The organism is Sphingomonas sp. SORGH_AS_0870 (assembly GCF_031453175.1).
In the GTDB taxonomy this organism is placed as follows: domain Bacteria; phylum Pseudomonadota; class Alphaproteobacteria; order Sphingomonadales; family Sphingomonadaceae; genus Sphingomonas.
In genome coordinates this window covers 888,957-910,615 of record NZ_JAVIYW010000002.1, presented here as the reverse complement: position 1 = coordinate 910,615, position 21,659 = coordinate 888,957, and the positions used below count along the sequence as shown (strand labels likewise).

Below are 21,659 nucleotides of genomic sequence, written 5' to 3'. Positions count from 1 at the left end.
GGATAAGCCCATGGGTTTCCATTGTTTCCTCCATCCCCTAAATCCCGCGCATGACCGACACCCCCGCCCCGCCGCGCCCCAGGCTCGCCCATCACTGGACGCCGGGCAAAGCGCCCGCGATCGTCTTCCTGCCCGGCTATGCCTCGGACATGCAGGGGTCGAAGGCCCTGGCGCTCGAACAATGGGCCAAGGCGAACGGGCGGGCGTTCCTACGCTTCGACTATGGCGGCTGCGGCGAGTCGGAGGGGGCGTTCGAGGATCAGGCGCTGGCGGACTGGCGCGACGACGTCATCGCGATGCTCGATACGGTGGTGCCCGGCCCCGCCGTGCTGGTGGGATCGTCGATGGGCGGCTGGCTGATGCTGCTGGCCGCGCGCGCCCGGCCGACCCAGGTCAAGGCGCTGGTCGGCATCGCCCCCGCGCCCGACTTCACCGACTGGGGTTTCTCGCCCGAGGAGAAGATGGCGATCCTTCAGGAAGGGCGGCTGGAGCGGCCCAACCCCTATGGCCCCGCGCCCACCCTCTATACCCGCCGCTTCTGGTCTTCGGGCGAGGCGAACCGGCTGACCTTCGCCCCCATCGAGTTCGATGGCCCCGTCCGACTGCTTCAGGGAATGGCGGACAGCGACGTGCCGTGGCACCGCACCGCGCATCTGGCCGGGCTGTTCCGTTCAGCCGATGTGCAGACACTGCTCATCAAGGATGGCGATCATCGGCTGTCGCGCGAGGCCGACATCGCGCTGCTGATCCGGAGCGTCGAAGAAGTGTTGAGCCGTCTATGATCCTTCTCCCCATCGCGCTCGCCGCGCTGGTTCAGACCGGGGCTCCCGCAGTGACCAAGCCCGCCCTGCCCGCCGATCCGCGCGAGGCGCGCTATCAACGCTGCGTCACCCTGGCCGAACGCGATCCGGGGACGGCGCATGCGGAGGCGGCGCGATGGCAGCTGGCCGGGGGCGGATTCTTCGCGCAGCAATGCCTGGGGCTCGCCTATGCGACCGAACGCAACTGGGTGGCGGCGGCCAGCGCCTTCGAACAGGCGGCGCGCGCAGCCGAGACGGCGCATGACGTTCGCGCCGCCAATTACTGGGCGCAGGCGGGCAATGCCCAGTTGGCGGCGGGCAATGCCGTCAAGGCGCGCGCCGCGCTCGACGCCGCGCTTGGGGCGGGCGAACTGACCGGCTTCGCGCGCGGCGAGGTGCAGCTCGACCGCGCCCGCGCGCTGGTCGCCGACGGCCAGATGGCGGCGGCGCGCGTCGATCTGGACGCCGCGCTGACCAACGTGCCCGGCGACCCGCTCGCCTGGCTGTTGTCGGCGACGCTGGCCCGGCGGATGAACGACCTGCCGCGCGCGCGAAAGGACATCGCCCAGGCGCTGGCCCGCTCCGCCGACGATGCCAATGTCCAGCTGGAGGCGGGCAATATCGCCGCCGCCAGCGGCGACGAGGCGGGCGCGCGCAAGGCGTGGAGCGAGGCCGCGCGGCTGGCCCCCGCCGACAGCCCGATCCGCAGCCTGACGGCCAAGGCCCTGGCCCAGTTCCAGAGCCGCTGACGCCCCTTATCGCAGGTCAAGGTGAACCGGATTCGTTGCGGGTAGGACGGTGATCCGGTCGAGGCGGCTATCGCCTCCCGCGACCGGTGCGCCGCCCCTCTATTCCCAGGCAGGAGACACGATGCGCTATCTTCACACCATGATCCGGGTCAGCGATCCCGATGCCAGCATCCGCTTCTTCGAGTTGCTGGGGCTGAAACAGGTGCGGCGGATCGACAATGAGCGGGGCCGCTTCTCGCTGATCTTCCTGGCCGCGCCGGGGGACGAAGGCCGCGCCGAGGTCGAGTTGACCCATAATTGGGACCCCGAAATCTATGGCGGCGGTCGCAATTTCGGGCATCTCGCCTACCGCGTCGACAATATCTACGACACCTGCCAGCGGCTGATGGACGCCGGGATCACGATCAACCGCCCGCCGCGCGACGGGCATATGGCCTTCGTCAAGACGCCCGACGGCATCTCGATCGAGCTGTTGCAGGACGGTGCGCTGCCCCCGGCCGAACCTTGGGCCTCGATGCCCAATGTCGGAAGCTGGTAAGACGCCGTTCATGGAAATCGTCCGAGTCCCCGTCCTGTCCGACAATTATGCCTGGCTGATCCACGATGCCGGGCACACCGTGGCGCTCGATCCGGGCGAGGCCGGGCCGGTGGCCGCCGCCGCCGCCGCGCGCGGCTGGACGATCGGGCAGGTCTGGCTGACCCATTGGCATCCCGACCATGTCGGCGGCGCGGCCGCGTTGCGCGCCGCGGGCGCGACGATCGCGGGGCCGGCGGCGGAGGCGGACCGGATCGCAGGGCTCGATACGCTGTTGGAGGAAGGCGACGGGATCGCGGTCGGCCATGCGCAGGCCACCATCTGGTCGGTGCCGGGGCATACGGCGGGGCATATCGCCTTCCACCTGGCCGATCGCGGGGTGATCTTCACCGGCGACACGCTGTTCGCGATGGGGTGCGGCCGGTTGTTCGAGGGGACGGCGGCGCAGATGCACGCCAATATGCGCCGCTTCGCCGCGCTGCCCGAGGATACGCGGGTCTATTGCGGACACGAATATACGCTGTCGAACGCGCGCTTCGCCGCCACGGTCGAGCCGGACAATGCGGCGATCGCGGCCCGGCTGGCCGCTGTCGAGGCGATGCGCGAACAGGGCGAGCCCACCGTCCCGACGACCATCGCGCTGGAGCGCGCCACCAATCCGTTCCTGCGGTCGGTCGATGCCGACGAATTGGCCGAGAGACGTGCAGCCAAGGATGCGTTCAGAGGTTAACGTCTAGCTACGGGAGACGCTGATCGAAGGAGACGAAATGATGCGTATCGCGACATGGCTTTCGGTGCTTGTTCCGGCGGTGGCGTTGGCGGGCTGTACGCTGACCCCGGCGGAAAAGGCGCGGATCGAACAACGGGCCGAAACCGAGAAGGCCGATCTGGACAAGGCGTTGCGCGGCCTGACGCCGGGATCGCCGACCCAGTGCATCAGCCAGTATCGGACGCAGCAGGTCCGCTCCTATGGCCCGACCATCGTCTATACCGTGTCGCCCAATCTGAAATATGTCAGCCAGACCTCGGGCGGCTGCGACGGGGTCGGCGGACAGGGCAACAACATCTTCGTCACGCGCACCACCACGGGCCAGCTCTGCTCGGGCGATATCGCGCAGACCGTCGACCGCGCATCGGGCTTCTTCACCGGCAGCTGCAGCTTCGGCGAATTCACCCCCTATCGGAAGGCCCGGTGATGCGCGGGCGCGTCCTTCCGCTCGTCGCGCTGGGGCTGAGCTTGGTGGCGGCCAAGTCCGATCCCTTTGCGGGCCGGGTCGCGGGGCCGCCCGCCAAGTGTGTCGATACCACCACCGCCATGTCGGGGCCGTCCATCTATGACAATGACACGATCGTCATCAATGGCGGCGGCCAGCGCATGTGGCGCGCCAAGGTGCGCGGGCAATGTCCGGGGCTCCAGCCGTTCAATACGCTGATCGTCGAACGCTGGGGCTCGCAGATCTGTCGCAACGACCGGTTCCGGGTGCTGCAACAGGGCATGTCGATCCCGTCGCAATGGTGCCTGTTCGACGGGTTCGTGCCCTATGACCGGGTGAAGAAATAGGCGGTGTGGCCTGGGGGCCTTGCCCTCCCCCAATCCCCTCCCGGTTGCGGGAGGGGCGATCCTGTCGTCAGCGGATAGATTCAACCGTCTGATCTTGCCGCTCCCCTCCCGCAAGCGGGAGGGGATGGGGGAGCGCCACGGCGTCTCACCGAGCCCTCCCCTCGGACTCACAGGACGAACCGGCTGAGATCGGTATTGCGCGCCACCGCCGACAGCTGCTGGTCGACATAGGCCGCATCGACGGTCAGCACCGTGCCCTGGCGATCCTCCGCCTCGAAGCTGATATCCTCGAGCAGCTTCTCCATCACCGTCTGCAACCGCCGCGCGCCGATATTCTCGACCTGCGCGTTCACCTCGGCGGCGATGCGCGCGATCGCGGCGATGCCGTCCTCGGTGAAGGAAATGTCCACCCCCTCGGTGCCGATCAGCGCCTTGTACTGCGCAGGCAGCGACGCCTTGGTATCCGACAGGATCGCGACGAAATCTCCCTCGGTCAGCGCCTTCAACTCGACCCGGATCGGCAACCGCCCCTGAAGCTCGGGCAGCAGGTCGGACGGCTTGGCGACATGGAAAGCGCCGGACGCGATGAACAGGATATGGTCGGTCTTCATCGGGCCGTACTTCGTCGAGACGGTGGTGCCCTCGATCAGCGGCAGCAGGTCGCGCTGCACGCCCTCGCGGCTGACCGAGCCGCCGCGCACGTCGCTGACCGCGATCTTGTCGATCTCGTCCAGGAAGACGATCCCGTTAGCCTCGGCGTCCGCCAGCGCGGCGCGGCTGACCTCGTCCTGATCGAGCCGCTTGTCCGCCTCTTCCTCGACCAGCTTGGTCCAGGCCGCGCCGACGGTCAGCTTGCGCCGCTTGAGCGGCTGGCCGCCGCCGAACGCCTTGCCCATCATTTCGGACAGGTTGATCATCTGCGGCGCGGCGCCCGGAATCTCGAACGGCATGGCCGGGGCCTGTTCCAGTTCGATCTCGATCTCGGTCTGGTCGAGATGGCCGTCGCGGAAGCGCTGGCGGAACGCCTCGCGTGTCGCCTGGCTCGAATCCTTGCCGACCAGCGCGTCGAGCAGGCGGTTCATCGCCGCCTCTTCCGCCTTGTCCTTCACCGCGACCCGGCGGCGTTCCTTTTCCAGCCGGATCGCTTCCTCGACCAGGTCGCGCGCAATCTGTTCGACGTCGCGGCCGACATAGCCGACCTCGGTGAACTTGGTCGCCTCGACCTTGACGAAGGGCGCGTCGGCCAGCTTGGCCAGACGGCGGCTGATCTCGGTCTTGCCGCAGCCGGTCGGGCCGATCATCAGGATGTTCTTGGGCGTCACCTCGTCGCGCAGGTCCGCGCCCAGCCGCTGGCGACGCCAGCGGTTGCGCATCGCGACGGCGACTGCGCGCTTGGCGTCGGCCTGGCCGATGATATGCGCGTCGAGCGCGGCGACGATCGCCTTGGGGGTCAACTGGTCGTTCATGGGAACCCTAAATTACTGCGCGCCGTCGATGGCTTCGAGCGTGACGCGGTCGTTGGTGTAGACGCAGACATCGGCGGCGATCGCCATCGCCTTGCGCGCGATCGTCTCGGCATCCTGTTCATAGTCGACGAGCGCACGCGCAGCCGCCAGCGCGTAATTGCCACCCGAGCCGATCGCGCAGACGCCGTTCTCGGGCTCCAGCACGTCGCCATTGCCGGTCAGGATCAGCGTCACGTCCTTGTCGGCGACGATCATCATCGCCTCCAGGTTGCGCAGGAACTTGTCGGTCCGCCAGTCCTTGGCCAGCTCGACCGCCGCGCGCAGCAACTGGCCGTTATGCCGCTCCAGCTTGGCCTCCAGCCGCTCGAACAGGGTGAAGGCATCCGCCGTCGCCCCCGCAAAGCCGCCGATGACCGAGCCATCGCCCAGGCGCCGGACTTTCCGCGCATTGGGCTTCATGACCGTCTGGCCCATCGAAACCTGACCGTCCCCGGCCACCACCACCCGGCCGCCACGGCGCACCGAGCAAATCGTCGTGCCATGCCAGGTGGGCATGGCGTGTTCATTCCCGCTCATGCGCGGCGATATGGATGCGGGTGGGCGCGGGTTCAATGGAGGGAGTTTCCCGACCTCCGTCCAGCCGAAGCGAAGTCGAAGGCCATCTTTTCATTCCTCCCCTGCAAGGGGAGGTGGCAGGCCGAAGGCCTGACGGAGGGGTGTCCCGGTTGGAGAGGTGGTGCCGCGCTCGCGACCGGGGACTCCCCTCCACCAGCTCCGCTGGTCCCTCCCCTTGCAGGGGAGGAAGAGAAAGATGCACGGCGGTCACCGTTTCAGCATGGCCTTCGACTTCGCTCAGGCCGAACGGCGCAGGGTTTCAGAAGGTTACTCCCCCAGCTTCTCGATCTTGTCCTTCAGCGCCGCCAGTTCCGCCTTCAGCGCGGCCATTTCATCGTCCCTGCCGGCTGCGGGAGCCGCCGGGGCGGGCGCGGGTGCAGGGGCGGGCGCACCGGGCTTGAACCCCTGCGTCGCCGCCTCGAACATCGCCAGGTTCCGCTTGGCCATGTCGGCGAAGGGCGTGCCCGCGAACGCGCCCTCGACCGCCGACTTGAACTGTTCCTGGTTGCGGCGGAAGCTGTCCATCGACGCCTCCAGATAGCCCGGCACCACCGCCTGCATCGAGTCGCCGTACATCGAGATCAGCTGGCGCAGGAAATTGACCGGCAGCATCGTCTCGCCCCGGCTTTCCTCTTCCATGATGATCTGGGTCAGGACATTATGGGTGATGTCCTCGTCGGTCTTGGCGTCGACCACCTTGAAGTCGCGCCCCGCCCGGATCATCGCCGCCAGATGGTCGAGCGTGATGTAGGAGGAGGTTTCGGTGTTGTAGAGCCGCCGGTTCGCATATTTCTTGACGATCACGACGCCGTCCGCTGCCTGCTTCTTCATGGACCCCCGCCTTCTATGATTTTGACCTAGCCTAACGTCATGGATTTCGCATCGCAACATGGTCCGCGCCCCTTGCCGCTGTTCCTGGCGATGTTGCGCAGCGAGGCCGCGGAAAATCCCGATCTGGCGACGCGCGCCATGGAGGGGTTGCGGCGGTTCCAGGCCGCGAAACGCGAACGGCCGATGCGCGCGCTGGCCGTGCGGCGACGGCGCGGACGGGTGCGGTTGCGCGATGCCGGAGGGGAAGGACGGCCCGTGCTGTTCGTCCCCTCGCTGATCAACCCGGCCTCGATCCTGGACCTGTCCCGCGACCGCTCGCTAATCCGCTGGCTGCGCGAGCGGGGCTGCCACCCCTGGCTGATCGACTGGGGCACGCCCGGCGCGAAGGATCGCGACATCGACGTGGCGGGGCATGTCGAGCGTTTCCTGCTGCCGCTGATCGCGACATTCCCCGAACCGCCAGTGCTGGTCGGCTATTGCCTGGGCGGCACGCTGGCCATGGCGGCGGCGGCGCGCAGCAGGGTGGCCGGGATCGCCGCCATCGCCGCGCCGTGGCATTTCAGCGGCTATGGCGAAGAGGCGCGCGCCGCGATGGCCGCGCAATGGGCTGCGATCAAGCCGACCTCCGAGGCGCTCGGCGTCGTTCCCATGGAGGCGTTGCAGGCGGGATTCTGGCGGCTCGACCCGGCGCGGACCATCGCCAAATATGCCGCCTTCGCCGATCTCGATCCGCGCAGCGACGCCGCACGCCGCTTCATCCGGCTGGAGGACTGGGCCAACCAGGGCGCCCCCCTGCCCCATGGCTTCGGCCTGGAACTGTTCGAGCGGCTGATCGCCGAGGATCGTCCCGGTCAGGGACGATGGCGCGTCGGCGGCGGGATCGTCACACCGTCGCAATGCGACGCGCCTAGCGTCGAGTTCGTCGCCACCGCCGACCGGATCGTTCCCGCCGCCACAGCCATCGGACTGTCCGACCGGCGAGCGGGTGGCACGGGCCATGTCGGCATGGTCGTCGGCGGTCGTGCGGAACAACAGCTTTGGCAACCGCTGGCCGACTGGATCGCGGGCCTGCCTGCCCCTAGATAGTGTGTAAGTAGAGAGGAGCCTTCATGACCGAGATCGTCATCACCGCCGCCAAGCGTACCCCCGTGGGCAGCTTCCTGGGCGCCTTCGCCGCCACGCCCGCGCATGAACTGGGCCGGGTGGCGATCACCGCCGCGCTCGAACAGGCGGGCATCAAGGGCGAGGATGTGTCCGAGGTCATCCTCGGCCAGGTGCTGACCGCCGCGCAGGGGCAGAACCCCGCGCGCCAGGCGTCGATGGCGGCGGGCATCCCCAAGGAAGTCCCGGCTTACGGCGTGAACCAGGTCTGCGGCTCGGGCCTCCGCGCGGTCGCGCTGGGGCTTCAGGCGATCGCCAATGGCGATGCGACCATCGTCGTGGCGGGTGGCCAGGAATCCATGTCGCTCTCGCCCCATGCCCAGACGATGCGCGGCGGCACCAAGATGGGTCCGCTGACCATGGTCGACACCATGGTCCATGACGGCCTGACCGATGCCTTTGCGGGCTATCACATGGGCATCACCGCCGAAAACCTTGCCGAGCAATATCAGGTGACGCGCGACGATCAGGACCGTTTCGCGGTCCGCTCGCAGAACCTCGCTGAAAAGGCGCGCGGCGAAGGCCGGTTCAAGGACGAGATCGCCCCCGTCACCATCAAGACCCGCAAGGGCGAGACGGTGGTCGCCGACGACGAATATATCCGCGCGGGTGCCACCATCGAGAGCGTCTCGGGCGTCCGCCCCGCCTTCAAGAAGGACGGCACCGTCACCGCCGCCAACGCCTCGGGCCTGAACGACGGCGCCGCCGCGCTCGTCCTGATGAGCCGCGAGGAGGCCGAGAAGCGCGGCACGCCGGTGCTTGCGACGATCAAGAGCTGGGCCTCTGCGGGCGTCGACCCGTCGGTCATGGGCATCGGCCCCGTCCCCGCCACCCGGCGCGCACTGGAAAAGGCGGGCTGGAGCGTCGGCGACCTCGATCTGATCGAGGCCAACGAAGCCTTTGCCGCACAGGCGCTGTCGGTCGGCAAGGAGCTGGGTTTCGACCCCGACAAGGTCAACGTCAACGGCGGCGCGATCGCGCTGGGCCATCCGATCGGCGCCAGCGGCGCGCGGGTGCTCACGACCCTGATCTACGAAATGCAGAAGCGCGACGCCAAAAAGGGCCTCGCCACTTTGTGCATCGGCGGCGGCATGGGCATCGCCATGTGTGTTGAGCGGTAAACACGCTTCTATGCGAAAATTTCGCGATTAACGGTTATATTGCAGGGATGTGTCGAACCTGTCACATCCCTGCAACATCGGTTACACAATTTTCATTTGCGATTTTAGAGGCGCTTGTTTTCGCGGCGGAAATTTCTTTCCCTTGGATGAACGGACATGAACGATCCGTCATAATGGGGGTAAAGAATGACAATGCGTACCCTGCTGGGAGCCTCTGCGCTGGCCAGCACCCTGGTTCTGTTGCCGGTCGCCGCGTTGGCACAGACCGCGACGTCCGAAACCACCGCGACGCAGCCGCAAGAAGGGGCGGCCACCGATCCCAACGTCACCGAGCGCGACGAACAGGCCAAGGGTGACGTCATCGTCACCGGCTCGCGTCTGGCGCGGCCGAACCTGGATTCGCCGACCCCGGTCACCTCGGTCACCGCCGAGCTGCTGACCTCGACCGGCAACCTCAACATCGGCGATTCGCTCAACCAGCTGCCGGCGCTGCGCTCGACCTACAGCCAGGCCAACTCGACCCGCTTCATCGGCACCGCCGGCCTGAACCTGCTCGACCTTCGTGGTCTGGGCACCAGCCGCACGCTGGTCGTGGTCAATGGCCGTCGCCATGTGACCGCGCAGCCGGGCAGCTTCGTGATCGACACGAACACGATCCCCACCGAACTGCTGGAACGCGTCGACGTCGTCACGGGCGGCAGCTCGGCCGTCTATGGTTCGGACGCGATGGCGGGCGTCGTCAACTTCGTGCTGAAGCGCAATTTCGAGGGCATTCGCGCCACCGGCCAGAGCGGCGTGTCCAGCCACGGCACGCGCGGATCCTATTTCGGGGCGCTGACCGTCGGCAAGAATTTCGCCGAAGGCCGTGGCAATATCGCCGCCGCCGCCGAATACTCGTTCTCGGATGTCGTCTATTACACGGACCGCGACGATATCACCGGCGCCTATTCGGGCCGCAGCCAGTTCAACGCGGTGCAGAACACCGGCCCGCAACTGAATCCCAATGGCGGTCCGATCCGCACGACGCCGGAATCGTCGCTGGGCGACGGCATTCCCGATACGGCCTTCCTGCGCAACGTCCGTAACAACACCATCTCGGAAGGCGGCCTGTTCACCGCCAGCTGCCCGACGGTCGCCGCCACCGGCGAGTCCGCCGCAGCCTTCGCGGCCCGGCGCGGGGTCGCCTGTTCGGGCCTGGCCAATATCGGCAGCTCGAACACGCTCAGCCAATATGGCCGCACCTTCGTCTTCAATCCCGATGGTACGCTGACCGCCAACAACTGCGTCACCGACCTGCGCCCCTTCGGCTCGGGCAACTGCGTGGGCGGCCAGGGTTCGACCCTGCGCCTGAACGGCATGCTCCAGCCCAAGCTGGAACGCTTCTCGGGCAACATTCTGGCCCATTTCGACGTCTCGGACGCGTTCAAGCCGTTCGTCGAGGCCAAATATGTCCGCATCGACGCGTTGCAGGAAGGTCAGCCGACCTTCGCGAACAACACGTTCAGCATCAACAACCCGTTCCTGAGCAGCCAGGCCCGCGCGACGCTCGTCTCGGCGCTCGCACCGGGGGCGACGACCTTCACAGCGCAACGTTTCAACGTCGACTTCGGTGGTCGCGGCGAGGTTCACAGGCGCGAGACCTTCCGCATCGTCGGCGGTGTCGAGGGCGATTTCGCCGAGGGATGGCACTATGAAGTGTCGGCCAACTACGGCCGCCTCGACACCTTCTACAAGACCAACGGCAACTATGTAACGCAGAAGTATCTGAACTCGATCAACGCGGTGCGCAACGCCGCCGGTCAGATCGTCTGCGGGATCAATGCCGATGCCTCGACCGCCAATGACGACGCGGCCTGCGTGCCCGTCAATCTGTTCGGTTCGGGTCAGGTCAGCCAGGCGGCGCTGAACTATTTCTCGATCACCTCGACGCGCAAGCAGAAGGCCGAGCAGTTCGACCTGGTCGGTTTCGTCAACGGCACGCTGTTCCGCCTGCCGGGCGGCGATGTCACCTTCTCGCTGGGCGGCGAATATCGTCGCGAGACGGCCTATTCGAAGTATGACGATCTGACCGCCAGCGGCGCGACGTTCCTGAACTCGATCCCGACCTTCGCGCCGCCGGCGTATGACATCAAGGAAGCGTTCGGCGAGATCAGCGTGCCGCTGCTGGCCGACCGTCCGTTCTTCCACGAACTGACCCTGACCGGCGCGGCACGCGTGTCGCATTACAATGTCGGCAATGCGGGCACGCCGTGGACGTACAACGTCAACGCGATCTGGTCGCCGATCCGCGACATCACCTTCCGTGGCGGCTATGCGCGCTCGGTCCGTGCCCCGTCGCTGAGCGAACTGTACGCCGCCAGCTCGCAGACCTTCGCCCAGCCGTCGGATCCCTGCAGCCAGAACAACATCAACAACAACCCCAATCGCGTCCGCAACTGCGCCGCGGCGGGCGTGCCGACTACCCAGACCTTCAACGGCACGACCGAGCCCTTCACCAACAATGCGGCGTCGAGCATCTACGGCTTCAACCGTGGCAATTCGGCGCTCCAGGCCGAGAAGAGCCGCAGCTTCACCATCGGCACGGTGATCCAGCCGCAGGCCATTCGCGGTTTCTCGCTGACCGTCGATTATTACAACATCACGATCAAGGACGCGATCTTCTCGCTGCCGGCGCAGACAATCATCAACCAGTGCTACGACAATCCGAGCGGCATCAACAATCCGTTCTGCGCGGCGGTGTTCCGCAATCCGAACGGCACCTTCGCGGGCCAGCAGAACGTCATCCATGGCGGTGCGACGGTGTCGTTCCCGACCACGGGGCCGTCCTTCTTCTCGCAGGGCTTCAACTACGCCAAGCTGGAAACCTCGGGCATCGACATCGATGCGTCGTATCGCACCAAGATCAGCGACACGGGTACGCTGACCCTGCGCCTTCTCGCCAGCTACATGGCGCAGAACAACGGTTATACCGATGTAGGCGATCCGACCTTCCGCGACCGGTACAAGGGCGAGCTGGGCTTTTCCGCATGGCGCGGTCAGTTCGTCGGCAACCTGAACTTCGAGACCTTCGATATCCAGTATCGCCTGCGGTATGAAGGCAAGTCGACCGTTGCCGCCGAGTATGAAACGCAGAACAGCTATGACGGCCGTCCGGCGCGCAACCCGGACGCGTTCCCGGTGGTCTGGTATCCCGAGGCGTTCTACCACGCGATCCAGGTCGGCTTCAACGCGACCGAGCGCTTCCGCTTCTATGTCGGCGTCGACAATGTCACCGACAAGAAGCCGCCCTATGACCTGCTGGGCGTCGCATCGGGCGATCCGTACGACAATATCGGCCGGTTCTTCTATGCCGGGTTCAAGGCCAACTTCTGATCCGTCGGGATCGGAACTGATCGGGGCTCTCCTTCGGGAGGGCCCTTTTTTTCATCCCCGCCCGAAACGCTGTCCCAACCCGGTCAGCAGTTCATATTGCGACACGCCCGATGCGGCGGATGCGGCGGCCAGATCATAGTCCATCGCCAGCCAGTCGCCCTCGGCCAGATCGGGCCTGGCGGTCACGTCGACCGCGACCAGATCCATCGACACCCGGCCGAGCACCGGCAGGACCACGTCGTCCGCGCGTGCCGCCCCCAGGCCCGACAGCGCGCGGCGATAACCGTCGGCATAGCCCAGGTTCAGGATCGCGACCTCGGTATCGGCGGGGGCGGTCCAGGTGGCGTTGTAGCCGACCGTCTCGCCTGCGGGGACCAGGCGACGCTGCAGGATCTGCGCCTCGGGCCGGGCGACCTGCCGCAACGGTCCGGCCATGTCGGGACGCGGAATACCGCCATAGAGCGCCAGCCCCGGCCGGGTCAGGTCGAAATGATAGTCGGCGCCCAGCCCGATACCCGCCGAATTGGCCAAGCTCATCCGGCGTGCGTGCGTCCGCCCCTTCAACCCGGCAAAGGCCGCCTGCTGACGCGCGTTCATCGGCACATCCTCATCGGCGCAGGCGAGGTGACTGATCAGCGTCTCGATCGCCAGCCCGTCGAGCAGGCCGTCGGCCACCGCCTGCACAGACACGCCCAGTCGGTTGATCCCGGTGTCGACCATAACGTCGCACGCGCCGCCGCCGCCCTCGCGCCACCGCGCCACCTGTTCGGGGGTGCTGAGCACCGGACGCGCGAATCCCGCCATGGCCGCAGCCATGTCCTCGGCGCGCAGGCCGTGCAGGACCGATAGGGTGAGGCCCAGCGGGGCGAGCGCCAGCGCCTCGGCCCAGTTCGCGACGAAGAAGTCGCGGCATCCCGCCCCGGCCAGCGTCTGCGCCACCAGCGTCGCCCCCAGGCCATAGCCATTGGCCTTGACCGCCGCGCCGCACGCCGCCGTCCCGCTCATCCGGTCCATGGCCTGCCAGTTGGAGACAAGCGCATCGCGATCGATACGCAGGCGAAGGGGGGCGGGTATTTCCATCACGCTGCGGGCTTTAGGCCGCATTGGCGGGAGGGAAAAGGCGCGATGGGTTTTTCGCATGTAGCGCCCCGACCGGCCTTACACGGGCGAAGGCGATGCAATGCGCTTTCCTCAGGTGGCTCCTGTGGAATAGCGATTCCCTTGGCCTTCGACTTCGCTCAGGCTGAACGGTGGTTTTTCCAGGCTGGGTCGAGATTCAGGATTCCTCCTTCTTCCCCTCTCCCCTGGGGGAGTGTTCACCCCGGACTCTGCAGGCGTTTTCTGACGAGGAATATGTCGAGGGTGATCTCGAGCATGTTTTGGGTCTTGGAGGCGCGCTTGGTTCGGCGGTTGAAGCGGGCCAGCATGTCGCGGAACGAGGCGTTGGACGCTTCGATCAGATGCGTCTGCGCCTTGGTCTGCTGGTGGGGTTCGGGAGCGCCGATCCGCTGGAAGGCGAGGTGGTAGCAGGAGTTGGCGTCGGTGAAGATGGCGCTGATCTGACCGACGGCGGCCTTGGCCAGCGCGTAGATGGCAGTCGCACTTCTGACGCCGTTATCGCCCACATGATAGGCCACGACGCGTCGATGCCGACGGCTGTACGCCTTCCAGATTACCGCTCGCTGCCGTTTTTTTGGATGTAGGTGTAGATCTCGTCCATCTCGATGACATCGGGCTCCCCGGTGTCGACCGGAGCGGCATATGCCAGTTTCTGCTGCAGCGCTGCATGTTCCTTGCGGATCCACTTGAGAACCGCGGCCGGTGATGCTCCCAGCACCCGGCCGATCGCCCGGATGCCCATGCTGTTCATGTACATCTCGATCGCCATCGCCTTGGTCTCAGCACTGAACCGGGGTTGGCTGTCGGTGCAGTATCGACCGCACGCCCGGCACACATAGCGTTGATGCCCCGCCTTCCGGCCCCGCTTGATCAGGTCAGTCCCATCACACCTTGGGCAACGCATTCCATCCCCCCGTCTCAAATCACAGGAACAGACAAGAAGCCACAATGCGGCCGGTGTAAACAGTCCCCTCCCCTGGACAGGGGAGAGGGTTAGCGAAGCTTGCCAGCCTGCTGGCTAGCGCAGCTTGGGTGAGGGGTCGAGCGAGCCCAAAGGCTCGCGCGCTCGCTTCGCGAGCGCCCACCCCTCACCCAGCTCCGACTAAGCCTTTGCTACGCAAAGACCAAGTCTGCGCAACCCTCTCCCCTCTGCGAGAGGCGAGGGAAGGAATGGCGATCGGCCCTAGCGCAGCGTGCGGATGATGCCGGAGAAGTCGACCGGCGGCTGCCCCTCGCCGACGAACGCGGCGTAAAGCTCGGCCGCGCGCTCGCCCATCGGCGTGGTCGCGCCCGCGTCGCGTGCCGCTTCCATCGCCAGCTTCAGGTCCTTGAGCATCAGCGCCGCCGCGAAGCCGCCCTGATAGTCGTGATCGGCGGGTGTTTCCGGCCCGACGCCGGGCACCGGGCAATATTTGGTCATCGACCAGCTCTGCCCCGACGACACCGAGGCGATGTCGTAGAAGGTCTGCGGCTCCAGCCCCAGCCTTTCCGCCAGCACGAACGCCTCGCAAGTCGCGATCATCGTCGCGCCGAGCAGCATGTTGTTGCAGATCTTCGCCGCCTGCCCCGCGCCATTGCCCCCGGCATGGATCACCGCCTGGCCCATCGCCGACAGGAAGGGCTCGGCGCGCTCGAAGGCCTGGTCGGACCCGCCGACCATGAAGGTCAGCGTGCCCGCCCTGGCCGCCGCGATCCCGCCCGAGACGGGAGCATCGACCGCCATCATGCCCTTGCCCCGCGCCGCCTCCGCCACGCGTCGCGCGGTGGCGACGTCGATGGTCGAGCAGTCGATCAGGATCGCGGAGGGCGGCGCGGCGGTGAAGACGGCGTCGGCATAAACGCGCTCGACATGGGTTCCGGCGGGCAGCATCGTCACCACCGCCTCGACGCCCTCCATCGCCGCGACCGCGCTGTCGACCGGCAGGCAGCCCGCCGCCCGCGCCGCCGCCAGCGCGTCCGCCGACAGGTCGAAGGCGCGGACGTCATGCCCCGCCTTCGCCAGATTGGCGGCCATGCCGCCGCCCATATTGCCCAGGCCGATAAACGCGATCCGCGCCATGATGCTCTCTCCTATAATCTTCTTCTTTTAAGCCCCTCCCGCCTGCGGGAGGGGCGTGAGTCACATCAGCGGTTGGTCCAGTTGGGGCTGCGCTTCTCCACGAATGCCGCCATGCCTTCCTTCTGGTCGGCCGAGCCGAACAGGCCGTGGAACAGGCGGCGTTCAAACTGCACGCCCTGCGCCAGCCCCATGTCGAAGGCGGCGTTGACCATCTCCTTGTTGGCGCGGACCGCGATCGGGGCCATGCCGGCGATGGTCGCCGCGGTCTTCAGCGCGTCCTCGACCAGATCGGCGGCGGGGACGATACGCGCGACCAGGCCCGCGCGCTCGGCTTCCTCGGCGTCCATCATCCGGCCGGTCAGGCACATCTCCATCGCCTTGGCCTTGCCGACCGCATGCGCCAGCCGCTGCGATCCGCCCATGCCCGGCGTCACGCCCAGCTTGATCTCGGGCTGGCCGAACCTGGCGGTGTCGGCGGCCAGGATGAAGTCGCACATCATCGCCAGCTCGCACCCGCCGCCCAGCGCATAGCCCGCGACCGCCGCGATGATCGGCTTGCGGATGCGGGTGAATTCGTCCCAGCCGGAGAAATGGTCGCCGCCATACATGGCGGCGAAGTCCATCTCCTGCATCTCCTTGATGTCCGCCCCCGCCGCGAAGGCCTTGGGACTGCCGGTGATGACGGCGCAGCGCTGTTCGGGATCGGCGTCATAGGCGCGCATCACCTCGAGCAACTCGGCCAGCAGCTCGGCATTCAGCGCATTGAGCGCCTGGGGCCGGTTCAGCGTCACCAGCGTCACCGCCTCGCGGCGCTCGACGATCAGGGTGGTATAGTCGGTCATGCGGGCGTCCTCTTCAGCGGTCTTCGGGGGTCCAGGCCTGGGCCTCGGGCAGGGGGGCGAAGATATGGTCGATCATCGTGTCGGTCACGCCCTCGGGCGTGGCGGGGTTCCAGCGCGGCGCATTGTCCTTGTCGATGATCAGCGCGCGGACGCCCTCGATAAAGTCGGGCCGCTGCACCACGCGGCTGGCGACGCCATATTCGCGGCGCATCTCCTCGGCGAAGTCGGTGGTCCGCGCCCCCTCGTGCAGCAAACGCAGCGACACCTTGCAGGCTTGCGGCGATTTGGTGCGCAAGATCGCCAGCTGCTGCGCGGCCCATTCGCCGCCATCTGCCGCCAGCGCGGCGACGATCTCCTCCAGCGTGTCGGCGGCGAACAGCCGGTCGATATCGGCGGCATGGACCATGATCCCGGCCTCGGGCACGGGGGCGGCCAGCCGGTCGAGCGTCGCGGCGATCTCCTGCGGGGCCGAGAGGATCGCGGCCTTCGCCTCGTCCAGCGCGGACGATGGCAGATAATGGGTGGCGAGGCCCAGCGCATGCGCCTCCGCCCCGTCGAGCCGGTGGCCGGTCAGCGCCAGGAACACGCCCATCCGCCCCGGCAGTCGCGACAGATACCAGCCGCCGCCGACATCGGGGAACAGGCCGATCCCCGTCTCGGGCATGGCGAACCGGGTATTCTCGGTCGCGACCCGGAAGCGCGCGGGCGCGGAGATGCCGACGCCGCCGCCCATGGTGATGCCGTCCATGACGGCGACGATCGGCTTGGCATAGGTGAACAGCCGGTGGTTCATCCGATATTCGGCCTGGAAGAAGCCCCGTGCCGCCTCGCCGTCGCCCGCACCGCTCTCGGCCAGCAACCGTATGTCGCCGCCCGCGCAGAAGCCGCGCCCCTCGGCATGGTCGATGATGACCGCCTCGACCGACAGATCGCCGCGCCAGTCCTCCAGCGCGGCTAGCACGCCCTCGCACATCGCACGGGTCAGCGCGTGGATCGCCTTGGGCCGGTTGAGCCGCAGCCGCCCGACCGGGCCTTCGCGGGTGACGATCAGATCCTGGGTCATGCCGGTCCCTCTATCCTTTCCCGTTCCCCGGCGAAGGCCGGGGCCCAGTTGTGGCAAGCTATGAAGCGCGCCATCGGCTGCTTGGAAACTGGACCCCGGCCTTCGCCGGGGAACAGCTTAGTCTTTGAGCAACTCCCGCCCAACGATCATCCGCATCACCTGGTTGGTCCCTTCCAGGATCGAATGCACGCGCAGGTCGCGCCAGAAGCGCTCGATCGGGTAATCCATCAGATAGCCGTAACCGCCATGGAGTTGCAGCGCCCGGTCGACCACCGACGATCCGGTATCGGTCGCCAGCCTTTTGGCCATGGCGGCGAAGCGGGTCTTGTCGGGCGCACCCGCCGTCACCTTGGCGGCGGCGAGATAGAGCAGCGCGCGCGCCGCCTCCAGCTCGGTCGCCATGTCGGCCAGGGTGAACTGGGTATTCTGGAACTCGGCGATCGCCTTGCCGAACTGGCGGCGGTCCTTCACGTAAGCGACCGCCTCGTCCAGGCAGCGCTGCGCGCCCCCCAGCGAGCAGGCGCCGATGTTCAGCCGCCCGCCGTCCAGCCCCATCATCGCGATGCGGAAGCCCTCGCCCTCCGCGCCCAGCCGGTTGGCGACCGGCACGCGGACATTGTCGAACGTCACCTGCCGCGTCGGCTGCGAATGCCAGCCCAGCTTGCGCTCGTTCGCGCCGAAGGACACGCCGGGGGTATCCTTGTCGATCACCAGGCAGGAAATACCCTTCGGCCCCTCCCCCTCTGGAGTATTTGGGCCGGTGCGGACCATGGTGACGTACACCTCATTCTCGCCGCCGCCCGAGATGAATTGCTTGGAACCCGAGACGACATAATGGTCGCCATCGCGCACCGCGCGGGTCTTGAGCGCCGCCGCGTCGGAGCCCGAACCCGGCTCGGTCAGGCAATAGCTGGCCATGCGCGCCATGGTGACGAGATCGGGCAGATACCGCGCCTTCACATCCGCATCGCCGAAGCGGTCGATCATCCACGACGCCATATTGTGGATCGAGATGAAGGCGGAGGTGGAGGGACAGCCATAGGCCATCGCCTCCATGATGAGCGCCGCCTCCAGTCGTCCGAGCGCGATGCCGCCCGATTCCTCGGACACATAGATCGCGGCGAAGCCCAGTTCGGCGGCTTCGCGAATCGTGTCGCGCGGGAAGACATGCTTCTCGTCCCATTCGGCGGCGAAGGGGGTGATGCGGTCGGCGGTGAAGCGGCGCGCCAGTTCCTGGATTTCGCGCTGCTCGTCGGTCAGGTCGAATTGGGTCATCGGGTTCGTCTCGTCCTGTTAAGCCCCTCCTCCCGGAGGGGGGAGGGGTTTGGGGAGGGGGCTACGCCACGGGCGATGGTCTCTGTGAGACTCCTTTCCCTCCCCCATCCCCTCCCGCCTGCGGGAGGGGCGTGCTTTTAGGCCATGGTGGGAATCACGAAGGCGTTGCCGCCATCGGGCGAGCCATCGGGCCAGCGCTGCGTCACCGTCTTCACCTTGGTCCAGAAGCGGACGCCCTCCATGCCGTGCTGGTTCACGTCGCCGAACGCCGAACGTTTCCACCCGCCGAAGCTGTGATAGGCCACGGGCACCGGGATCGGCACGTTGATGCCGACCATGCCGACCTCGACACGCGCGGCGAATTCGCGCGCGGCATGGCCGTTGCGGGTGAAGATCGCCACGCCATTGCCATATTGATGCTCACTCGGCAGGCGCACCGCCGTCTCGAAATCGGGCGCGCGGACGATCTGGAGCACGGGGCCGAAGATTTCCTCGCGATAGCTCTGCATGGCGGGCGTCACCCGGTCGAACAGCGAAGGGCCGATGAAGAAGCCCTCCTCATAGCCTTGCAGCTTGAAGCCGCGCCCGTCGACCACCAACTCCGCGCCCTCGTCCACGCCGGTCTGGATCCAGTCCTCGACCCGGCGCTTGTGCGCGGCGTTGACGACCGGGCCGTAATGCGCCTGCGCATCGGTCGAGACGCCGACGCGCAACGCATCGATCGCGGGGATCAGCTTTTCACGCAGCGCATCCGCGGTTTTCTCGCCCACGGGCACGACGACGGGCAGCGCCATGCACCGCTCGCCCGCCGAGCCGAAGGCCGCGCCCGACAGGTCGGCGACCACCTGGTCCAGATCGGCATCGGGCATGACGATGCCATGGTTCTTGGCCCCGCCCATCGCCTGGACGCGCTTGCCCGCCTCGACCCCGCGCCGATAGACATAATGGGCGATGTCGGACGAGCCGACGAAGCTGACCGCGCCGATCGCGGGATGGTCCAGGATCGCATCGACCATCGCCTTGTCGCCGTGCACGACCTGCAGGATGCCCTCGGGCGCGCCCGCCTCGCGCATCAGCTCGGCCAGGCGGACCGGGACCGAGGGATCGCGCTCGGACGGTTTCAGGATGAAGGCGTTGCCGCAGGCGATGGCGATGCCGAACATCCACATCGGGATCATCGCGGGAAAGTTGAACGGGGTGATGCCCGCCCCTATGCCCAGCGGCATGCGCATCGAATAGACGTCGATGCCCGGTCCGGCGCCTTGCGTATATTCGCCCTTCAGCGCGTGGGGGATGCCGCAGGCGAACTCGATCACCTCCAGCCCGCGCTGGATGTCGCCTTTCGCATCGGCGATCACCTTGCCATGTTCGGAGGAGAGCAGATGCGCCAGCGCGTCCATATTCTGCTCGACCAGTTCCTTGAACCGGAACATCACGCGCGCCCGGCGCTGCGGATTGGTCGCGGCCCAGGCGGGTTGCGCCCTTTGCGCGGCGGCGACCGCCCGGTCGAGCAGCGCGGCATCGCCCAGCGGCACGCGCGCCTGCACCTGGCCGCTATTGGGGTCGAACACATCACCCTGACGGGTCGAAGCGGCGTCGGTCGCGGTCTGTCCACCGGCGACCACATGGTCGATCACGCGCATATGCTCTCCTGTCGCGGGTCTGCTGCCCGACTCTAGGCTTTGTAATTATATTACTCGCGCGTGAAATCCAAGTCGGACCGTAACAAAAGCCGACCAGCGCCCCGCCGGAACGCCCCCGATGCGCGTCAGGCCGCCGGACGCCAGCGCCATGCGACCGCCGCCGCCGCCAGCGCGCCGATACCCGCGCCGTGCAAGGCCGCCATGCCCCAGAAGGGATAGAGCCACGCACCCAGCCCCGCCCCCGCGACGAATCCCGCCCAGAGCAGCGTATAGGGCAACCAGCGCCACCGCTCGCGCCCCGCCACGGCCTGCGCCAGATGCTGGCCGATCTTGACCAGCGTGCCGGTCATGTAGGTGACGCCGATACTGACCTCGCCGTCCCGCTCGAAGGTGGCGTTGGCCGCGCCCATCGCCACCGCCATCCCCCAGCCGAGCCGCGCATCGAGTCCCGCCAGCCCGAGCAGCAGCGCGACCAGCAGCAGCACCGCCGCCTGTCCGCCACGCGGCAGGACCAGCCGGATCAACGTGCCCCCCATCACCCCGCCGACGAACAGCGCGAGCAACATCGCCAGCATCGCCACGCTCCCGTCCGCCGGACCGGGACGAACGAGATGCACCGCCAGCATCGTGCCGTTGCCGCTCATGAAGGAGACGAAATAGCCGCCCAGGTGCTGGAATCCGATCGCGTCGACATAGCCCGCGAGCAGCGCCAGCCCGATGGCCAGGGGCCAGGAACGTCGATCGGATCGGATCATGATGCGCCGTCATAAAGCCAGGCCGGGCGCACGTCATGATCGTATTTCGTCGCGCATGGCCATCATCGGCCCTGATGGGGGGCCTTCCGTCACTTTATTTTTATCTGTGGGGAGCAAAGCCGGGAACGGGCCGTTGGCCCGGCTCACTCAGGGGATATCGGATGGCGGGTGCGCTGCTGGAGATATGGCTCACGATATCCGCTTTGTCGTCGCTGTCGATCGTGCTGATCGCGATCGGGCATAGCGATATCGGCATGGAGCGGCGCTTTCGCCTGCGCCCGGTCCGGAGCGGTCAGCCCGCTCGCCGCAAGCGCCGGATGGCGGCCGGGCGCTGACGATCCGCCGGGCAGGCCCCGGCGGCGGCACGTTTCAGAACAGGTGAAGCAGTCGGTCGAACAGGCCCGATTTGCGGTCCCGCATCGCCATATAGCGCGCGCGATCGTCGGCGGCGCGGCGATACAAGGCATCCAGACGTTCCTCGCGCGGCAGGTCCGAAATCCGCGGTGGCGGTCTATGGCTGGCCATCTTCACCCTCCCTCAGTTGAGCCGTTCGATTTGAACGACGAACCGAAACTTTTGTTCCCTGCCAGGTGACATGCCGTTCATGACGCGTCCGCAATGACCAAGCATTTGAATAGATGAGGAAGATGCCAAAAACGGCATCGCCATCCATGCCGCAATGCCCGCACAGA

23 protein-coding genes and 1 pseudogene are annotated in these 21,659 nt (G+C 67.0%); 10 read left to right on the top strand and 14 right to left on the bottom strand.

The annotated features are described in order from the left end of the window. Nucleotides 1-50: 50 nt before the first annotated feature. From QE363_RS04780 to QE363_RS04755, 6 genes are all read left to right on the top strand, one after another. Nucleotides 51-782, top strand: coding sequence for an alpha/beta hydrolase (locus tag QE363_RS04780; protein ID WP_309692503.1), 732 nt, complete (start codon nucleotides 51-53; stop codon nucleotides 780-782). Further along, the gene (locus QE363_RS04775) at nucleotides 779-1,549 is read left to right on the top strand and encodes a tetratricopeptide repeat protein (RefSeq protein ID WP_309692501.1); all 771 of its coding nucleotides are present in this window, start codon (nucleotides 779-781) and stop codon (nucleotides 1,547-1,549) included. The genes QE363_RS04780 and QE363_RS04775 overlap by 4 nt, the downstream gene beginning before the upstream one ends. 121 nt (nucleotides 1,550-1,670) lie before the next feature. After that, nucleotides 1,671-2,087: a VOC family protein gene (locus QE363_RS04770; RefSeq protein WP_307102745.1), complete on the top strand. Its 417-nt coding sequence runs from the start codon at nucleotides 1,671-1,673 to the stop codon at nucleotides 2,085-2,087. A 10-nt stretch (nucleotides 2,088-2,097) separates the two neighbouring features. Next, a complete protein-coding gene (gene gloB, locus QE363_RS04765) occupies nucleotides 2,098-2,814 on the top strand; it encodes a hydroxyacylglutathione hydrolase (protein ID WP_309692497.1) in 717 nt (238 codons plus the stop codon). A 37-nt stretch (nucleotides 2,815-2,851) separates the two neighbouring features. Continuing rightward, nucleotides 2,852-3,280: a hypothetical protein gene (locus QE363_RS04760; protein WP_309692495.1), complete on the top strand. Its 429-nt coding sequence runs from the start codon at nucleotides 2,852-2,854 to the stop codon at nucleotides 3,278-3,280. Next, entirely contained in the window at nucleotides 3,280-3,645 is a 366-nt protein-coding gene (locus tag QE363_RS04755) for a DUF6491 family protein (protein ID WP_309692493.1), read from the top strand. Before QE363_RS04760 ends, QE363_RS04755 begins: the two co-directional genes overlap by 1 nt. A 167-nt stretch (nucleotides 3,646-3,812) precedes the next feature. Here the strand turns inward: QE363_RS04755 and hslU are convergent, their stop codons facing one another. From hslU to phaR, 3 genes are all read right to left on the bottom strand, one after another. Next, entirely contained in the window at nucleotides 3,813-5,111 is a 1,299-nt protein-coding gene (hslU, locus tag QE363_RS04750; protein WP_307102735.1) for an ATP-dependent protease ATPase subunit HslU, read from the bottom strand. A gap of 12 nt (nucleotides 5,112-5,123) precedes the next feature. Beyond that, a complete protein-coding gene (gene hslV / locus QE363_RS04745) occupies nucleotides 5,124-5,666 on the bottom strand; it encodes an ATP-dependent protease subunit HslV (RefSeq protein WP_309692491.1) in 543 nt (180 codons plus the stop codon). Between the two features lie 327 nt (nucleotides 5,667-5,993). Then, nucleotides 5,994-6,557, bottom strand: a complete 564-nt coding sequence (phaR, locus tag QE363_RS04740; protein ID WP_307102732.1) for a polyhydroxyalkanoate synthesis repressor PhaR — start codon at nucleotides 6,555-6,557, stop codon at nucleotides 5,994-5,996. Between the two features lie 39 nt (nucleotides 6,558-6,596). Here phaR and QE363_RS04735 point away from each other — a divergent pair, with 39 nt between their 5' ends. The 3 genes from QE363_RS04735 to QE363_RS04725 all read left to right on the top strand — a co-directional run bounded on the left by QE363_RS04735 (nucleotide 6,597) and on the right by QE363_RS04725 (nucleotide 12,211). Beyond that, nucleotides 6,597-7,643: an alpha/beta fold hydrolase gene (locus QE363_RS04735; RefSeq protein WP_309692487.1), complete on the top strand. Its 1,047-nt coding sequence runs from the start codon at nucleotides 6,597-6,599 to the stop codon at nucleotides 7,641-7,643. Nucleotides 7,644-7,666: 23 nt separating this feature from the next. After that, nucleotides 7,667-8,839: an acetyl-CoA C-acetyltransferase gene (locus tag QE363_RS04730; protein WP_309692483.1), complete on the top strand. Its 1,173-nt coding sequence runs from the start codon at nucleotides 7,667-7,669 to the stop codon at nucleotides 8,837-8,839. A gap of 186 nt (nucleotides 8,840-9,025) precedes the next feature. Next, entirely contained in the window at nucleotides 9,026-12,211 is a 3,186-nt protein-coding gene (locus QE363_RS04725) for a TonB-dependent receptor domain-containing protein (protein WP_309692481.1), read from the top strand. A gap of 51 nt (nucleotides 12,212-12,262) precedes the next feature. On the opposite strand, the gene alr is transcribed toward QE363_RS04725, so the two are convergent. The 10 genes and pseudogenes from alr to QE363_RS04680 form a co-directional block, all read right to left on the bottom strand. Continuing rightward, the gene (alr, locus tag QE363_RS04720) at nucleotides 12,263-13,291 is read right to left on the bottom strand and encodes an alanine racemase (RefSeq protein ID WP_309692474.1); all 1,029 of its coding nucleotides are present in this window, start codon (nucleotides 13,289-13,291) and stop codon (nucleotides 12,263-12,265) included. Nucleotides 13,292-13,527: 236 nt separating this feature from the next. Next, nucleotides 13,528-13,848, bottom strand: coding sequence for a hypothetical protein (locus tag QE363_RS04715; RefSeq protein ID WP_309692472.1), 321 nt, complete (start codon nucleotides 13,846-13,848; stop codon nucleotides 13,528-13,530). Nucleotides 13,849-13,883: 35 nt separating this feature from the next. After that, nucleotides 13,884-14,099 (bottom strand): hypothetical protein, encoded by a 216-nt coding sequence (locus tag QE363_RS04710; protein WP_309692468.1) that lies wholly within the window; start codon nucleotides 14,097-14,099, stop codon nucleotides 13,884-13,886. Between the two features lie 63 nt (nucleotides 14,100-14,162). After that, nucleotides 14,163-14,234: pseudogene (locus QE363_RS19690) on the bottom strand (hypothetical protein); the annotation flags it as partial. 279 nt (nucleotides 14,235-14,513) lie between these two features. Further along, complete coding sequence (gene mmsB, locus QE363_RS04705; protein WP_309692466.1) at nucleotides 14,514-15,389, bottom strand: 3-hydroxyisobutyrate dehydrogenase; 876 nt, start codon at nucleotides 15,387-15,389, stop codon at nucleotides 14,514-14,516. 65 nt (nucleotides 15,390-15,454) lie between these two features. Then, complete coding sequence (locus tag QE363_RS04700; protein WP_309692464.1) at nucleotides 15,455-16,231, bottom strand: enoyl-CoA hydratase; 777 nt, start codon at nucleotides 16,229-16,231, stop codon at nucleotides 15,455-15,457. A gap of 13 nt (nucleotides 16,232-16,244) precedes the next feature. Then, the gene (locus QE363_RS04695) at nucleotides 16,245-17,294 is read right to left on the bottom strand and encodes an enoyl-CoA hydratase/isomerase family protein (protein ID WP_309692461.1); all 1,050 of its coding nucleotides are present in this window, start codon (nucleotides 17,292-17,294) and stop codon (nucleotides 16,245-16,247) included. Nucleotides 17,295-17,411: 117 nt separating this feature from the next. After that, nucleotides 17,412-18,569, bottom strand: coding sequence for an acyl-CoA dehydrogenase family protein (locus QE363_RS04690; RefSeq protein ID WP_309692459.1), 1,158 nt, complete (start codon nucleotides 18,567-18,569; stop codon nucleotides 17,412-17,414). Nucleotides 18,570-18,706: 137 nt separating this feature from the next. Continuing rightward, nucleotides 18,707-20,212 (bottom strand): CoA-acylating methylmalonate-semialdehyde dehydrogenase, encoded by a 1,506-nt coding sequence (locus QE363_RS04685; RefSeq protein ID WP_309692457.1) that lies wholly within the window; start codon nucleotides 20,210-20,212, stop codon nucleotides 18,707-18,709. A 125-nt stretch (nucleotides 20,213-20,337) separates the two neighbouring features. Next, complete coding sequence (locus QE363_RS04680; RefSeq protein ID WP_309692455.1) at nucleotides 20,338-20,967, bottom strand: YoaK family protein; 630 nt, start codon at nucleotides 20,965-20,967, stop codon at nucleotides 20,338-20,340. 161 nt (nucleotides 20,968-21,128) lie between these two features. Here QE363_RS04680 and QE363_RS04675 point away from each other — a divergent pair, with 161 nt between their 5' ends. Continuing rightward, on the top strand, nucleotides 21,129-21,302 hold the full coding sequence (locus QE363_RS04675; protein ID WP_309692453.1) for a hypothetical protein: 174 nt from the start codon (nucleotides 21,129-21,131) through the stop codon (nucleotides 21,300-21,302). A 34-nt stretch (nucleotides 21,303-21,336) separates the two neighbouring features. On the opposite strand, the gene QE363_RS04670 is transcribed toward QE363_RS04675, so the two are convergent. Beyond that, nucleotides 21,337-21,492: a hypothetical protein gene (locus QE363_RS04670; protein WP_307102708.1), complete on the bottom strand. Its 156-nt coding sequence runs from the start codon at nucleotides 21,490-21,492 to the stop codon at nucleotides 21,337-21,339. Nucleotides 21,493-21,659 lie beyond the last annotated feature (167 nt).

Coding starts and splice junctions, on each gene's coding strand:
- QE363_RS04780 (WP_309692503.1), top strand. CDS start 51: ATGACCGACACCCCCGCCCCGCCGCGCCCCAGGCTCGCCCATCACTGG.
- QE363_RS04775 (WP_309692501.1), top strand. CDS start 779: ATGATCCTTCTCCCCATCGCGCTCGCCGCGCTGGTTCAGACCGGGGCT.
- QE363_RS04770 (WP_307102745.1), top strand. CDS start 1,671: ATGCGCTATCTTCACACCATGATCCGGGTCAGCGATCCCGATGCCAGC.
- gloB (WP_309692497.1), top strand. CDS start 2,098: ATGGAAATCGTCCGAGTCCCCGTCCTGTCCGACAATTATGCCTGGCTG.
- QE363_RS04760 (WP_309692495.1), top strand. CDS start 2,852: ATGATGCGTATCGCGACATGGCTTTCGGTGCTTGTTCCGGCGGTGGCG.
- QE363_RS04755 (WP_309692493.1), top strand. CDS start 3,280: ATGCGCGGGCGCGTCCTTCCGCTCGTCGCGCTGGGGCTGAGCTTGGTG.
- hslU (WP_307102735.1), bottom strand. CDS start 5,111: ATGAACGACCAGTTGACCCCCAAGGCGATCGTCGCCGCGCTCGACGCG.
- hslV (WP_309692491.1), bottom strand. CDS start 5,666: ATGCCCACCTGGCATGGCACGACGATTTGCTCGGTGCGCCGTGGCGGC.
- phaR (WP_307102732.1), bottom strand. CDS start 6,557: ATGAAGAAGCAGGCAGCGGACGGCGTCGTGATCGTCAAGAAATATGCG.
- QE363_RS04735 (WP_309692487.1), top strand. CDS start 6,597: ATGGATTTCGCATCGCAACATGGTCCGCGCCCCTTGCCGCTGTTCCTG.
- QE363_RS04730 (WP_309692483.1), top strand. CDS start 7,667: ATGACCGAGATCGTCATCACCGCCGCCAAGCGTACCCCCGTGGGCAGC.
- QE363_RS04725 (WP_309692481.1), top strand. CDS start 9,026: ATGACAATGCGTACCCTGCTGGGAGCCTCTGCGCTGGCCAGCACCCTG.
- alr (WP_309692474.1), bottom strand. CDS start 13,291: ATGGAAATACCCGCCCCCCTTCGCCTGCGTATCGATCGCGATGCGCTT.
- QE363_RS04710 (WP_309692468.1), bottom strand. CDS start 14,099: ATGGCGATCGAGATGTACATGAACAGCATGGGCATCCGGGCGATCGGC.
- mmsB (WP_309692466.1), bottom strand. CDS start 15,389: ATGGCGCGGATCGCGTTTATCGGCCTGGGCAATATGGGCGGCGGCATG.
- QE363_RS04700 (WP_309692464.1), bottom strand. CDS start 16,231: ATGACCGACTATACCACCCTGATCGTCGAGCGCCGCGAGGCGGTGACG.
- QE363_RS04695 (WP_309692461.1), bottom strand. CDS start 17,294: ATGACCCAGGATCTGATCGTCACCCGCGAAGGCCCGGTCGGGCGGCTG.
- QE363_RS04690 (WP_309692459.1), bottom strand. CDS start 18,569: ATGACCCAATTCGACCTGACCGACGAGCAGCGCGAAATCCAGGAACTG.
- QE363_RS04685 (WP_309692457.1), bottom strand. CDS start 20,212: ATGCGCGTGATCGACCATGTGGTCGCCGGTGGACAGACCGCGACCGAC.
- QE363_RS04680 (WP_309692455.1), bottom strand. CDS start 20,967: ATGATCCGATCCGATCGACGTTCCTGGCCCCTGGCCATCGGGCTGGCG.
- QE363_RS04675 (WP_309692453.1), top strand. CDS start 21,129: ATGGCGGGTGCGCTGCTGGAGATATGGCTCACGATATCCGCTTTGTCG.
- QE363_RS04670 (WP_307102708.1), bottom strand. CDS start 21,492: ATGGCCAGCCATAGACCGCCACCGCGGATTTCGGACCTGCCGCGCGAG.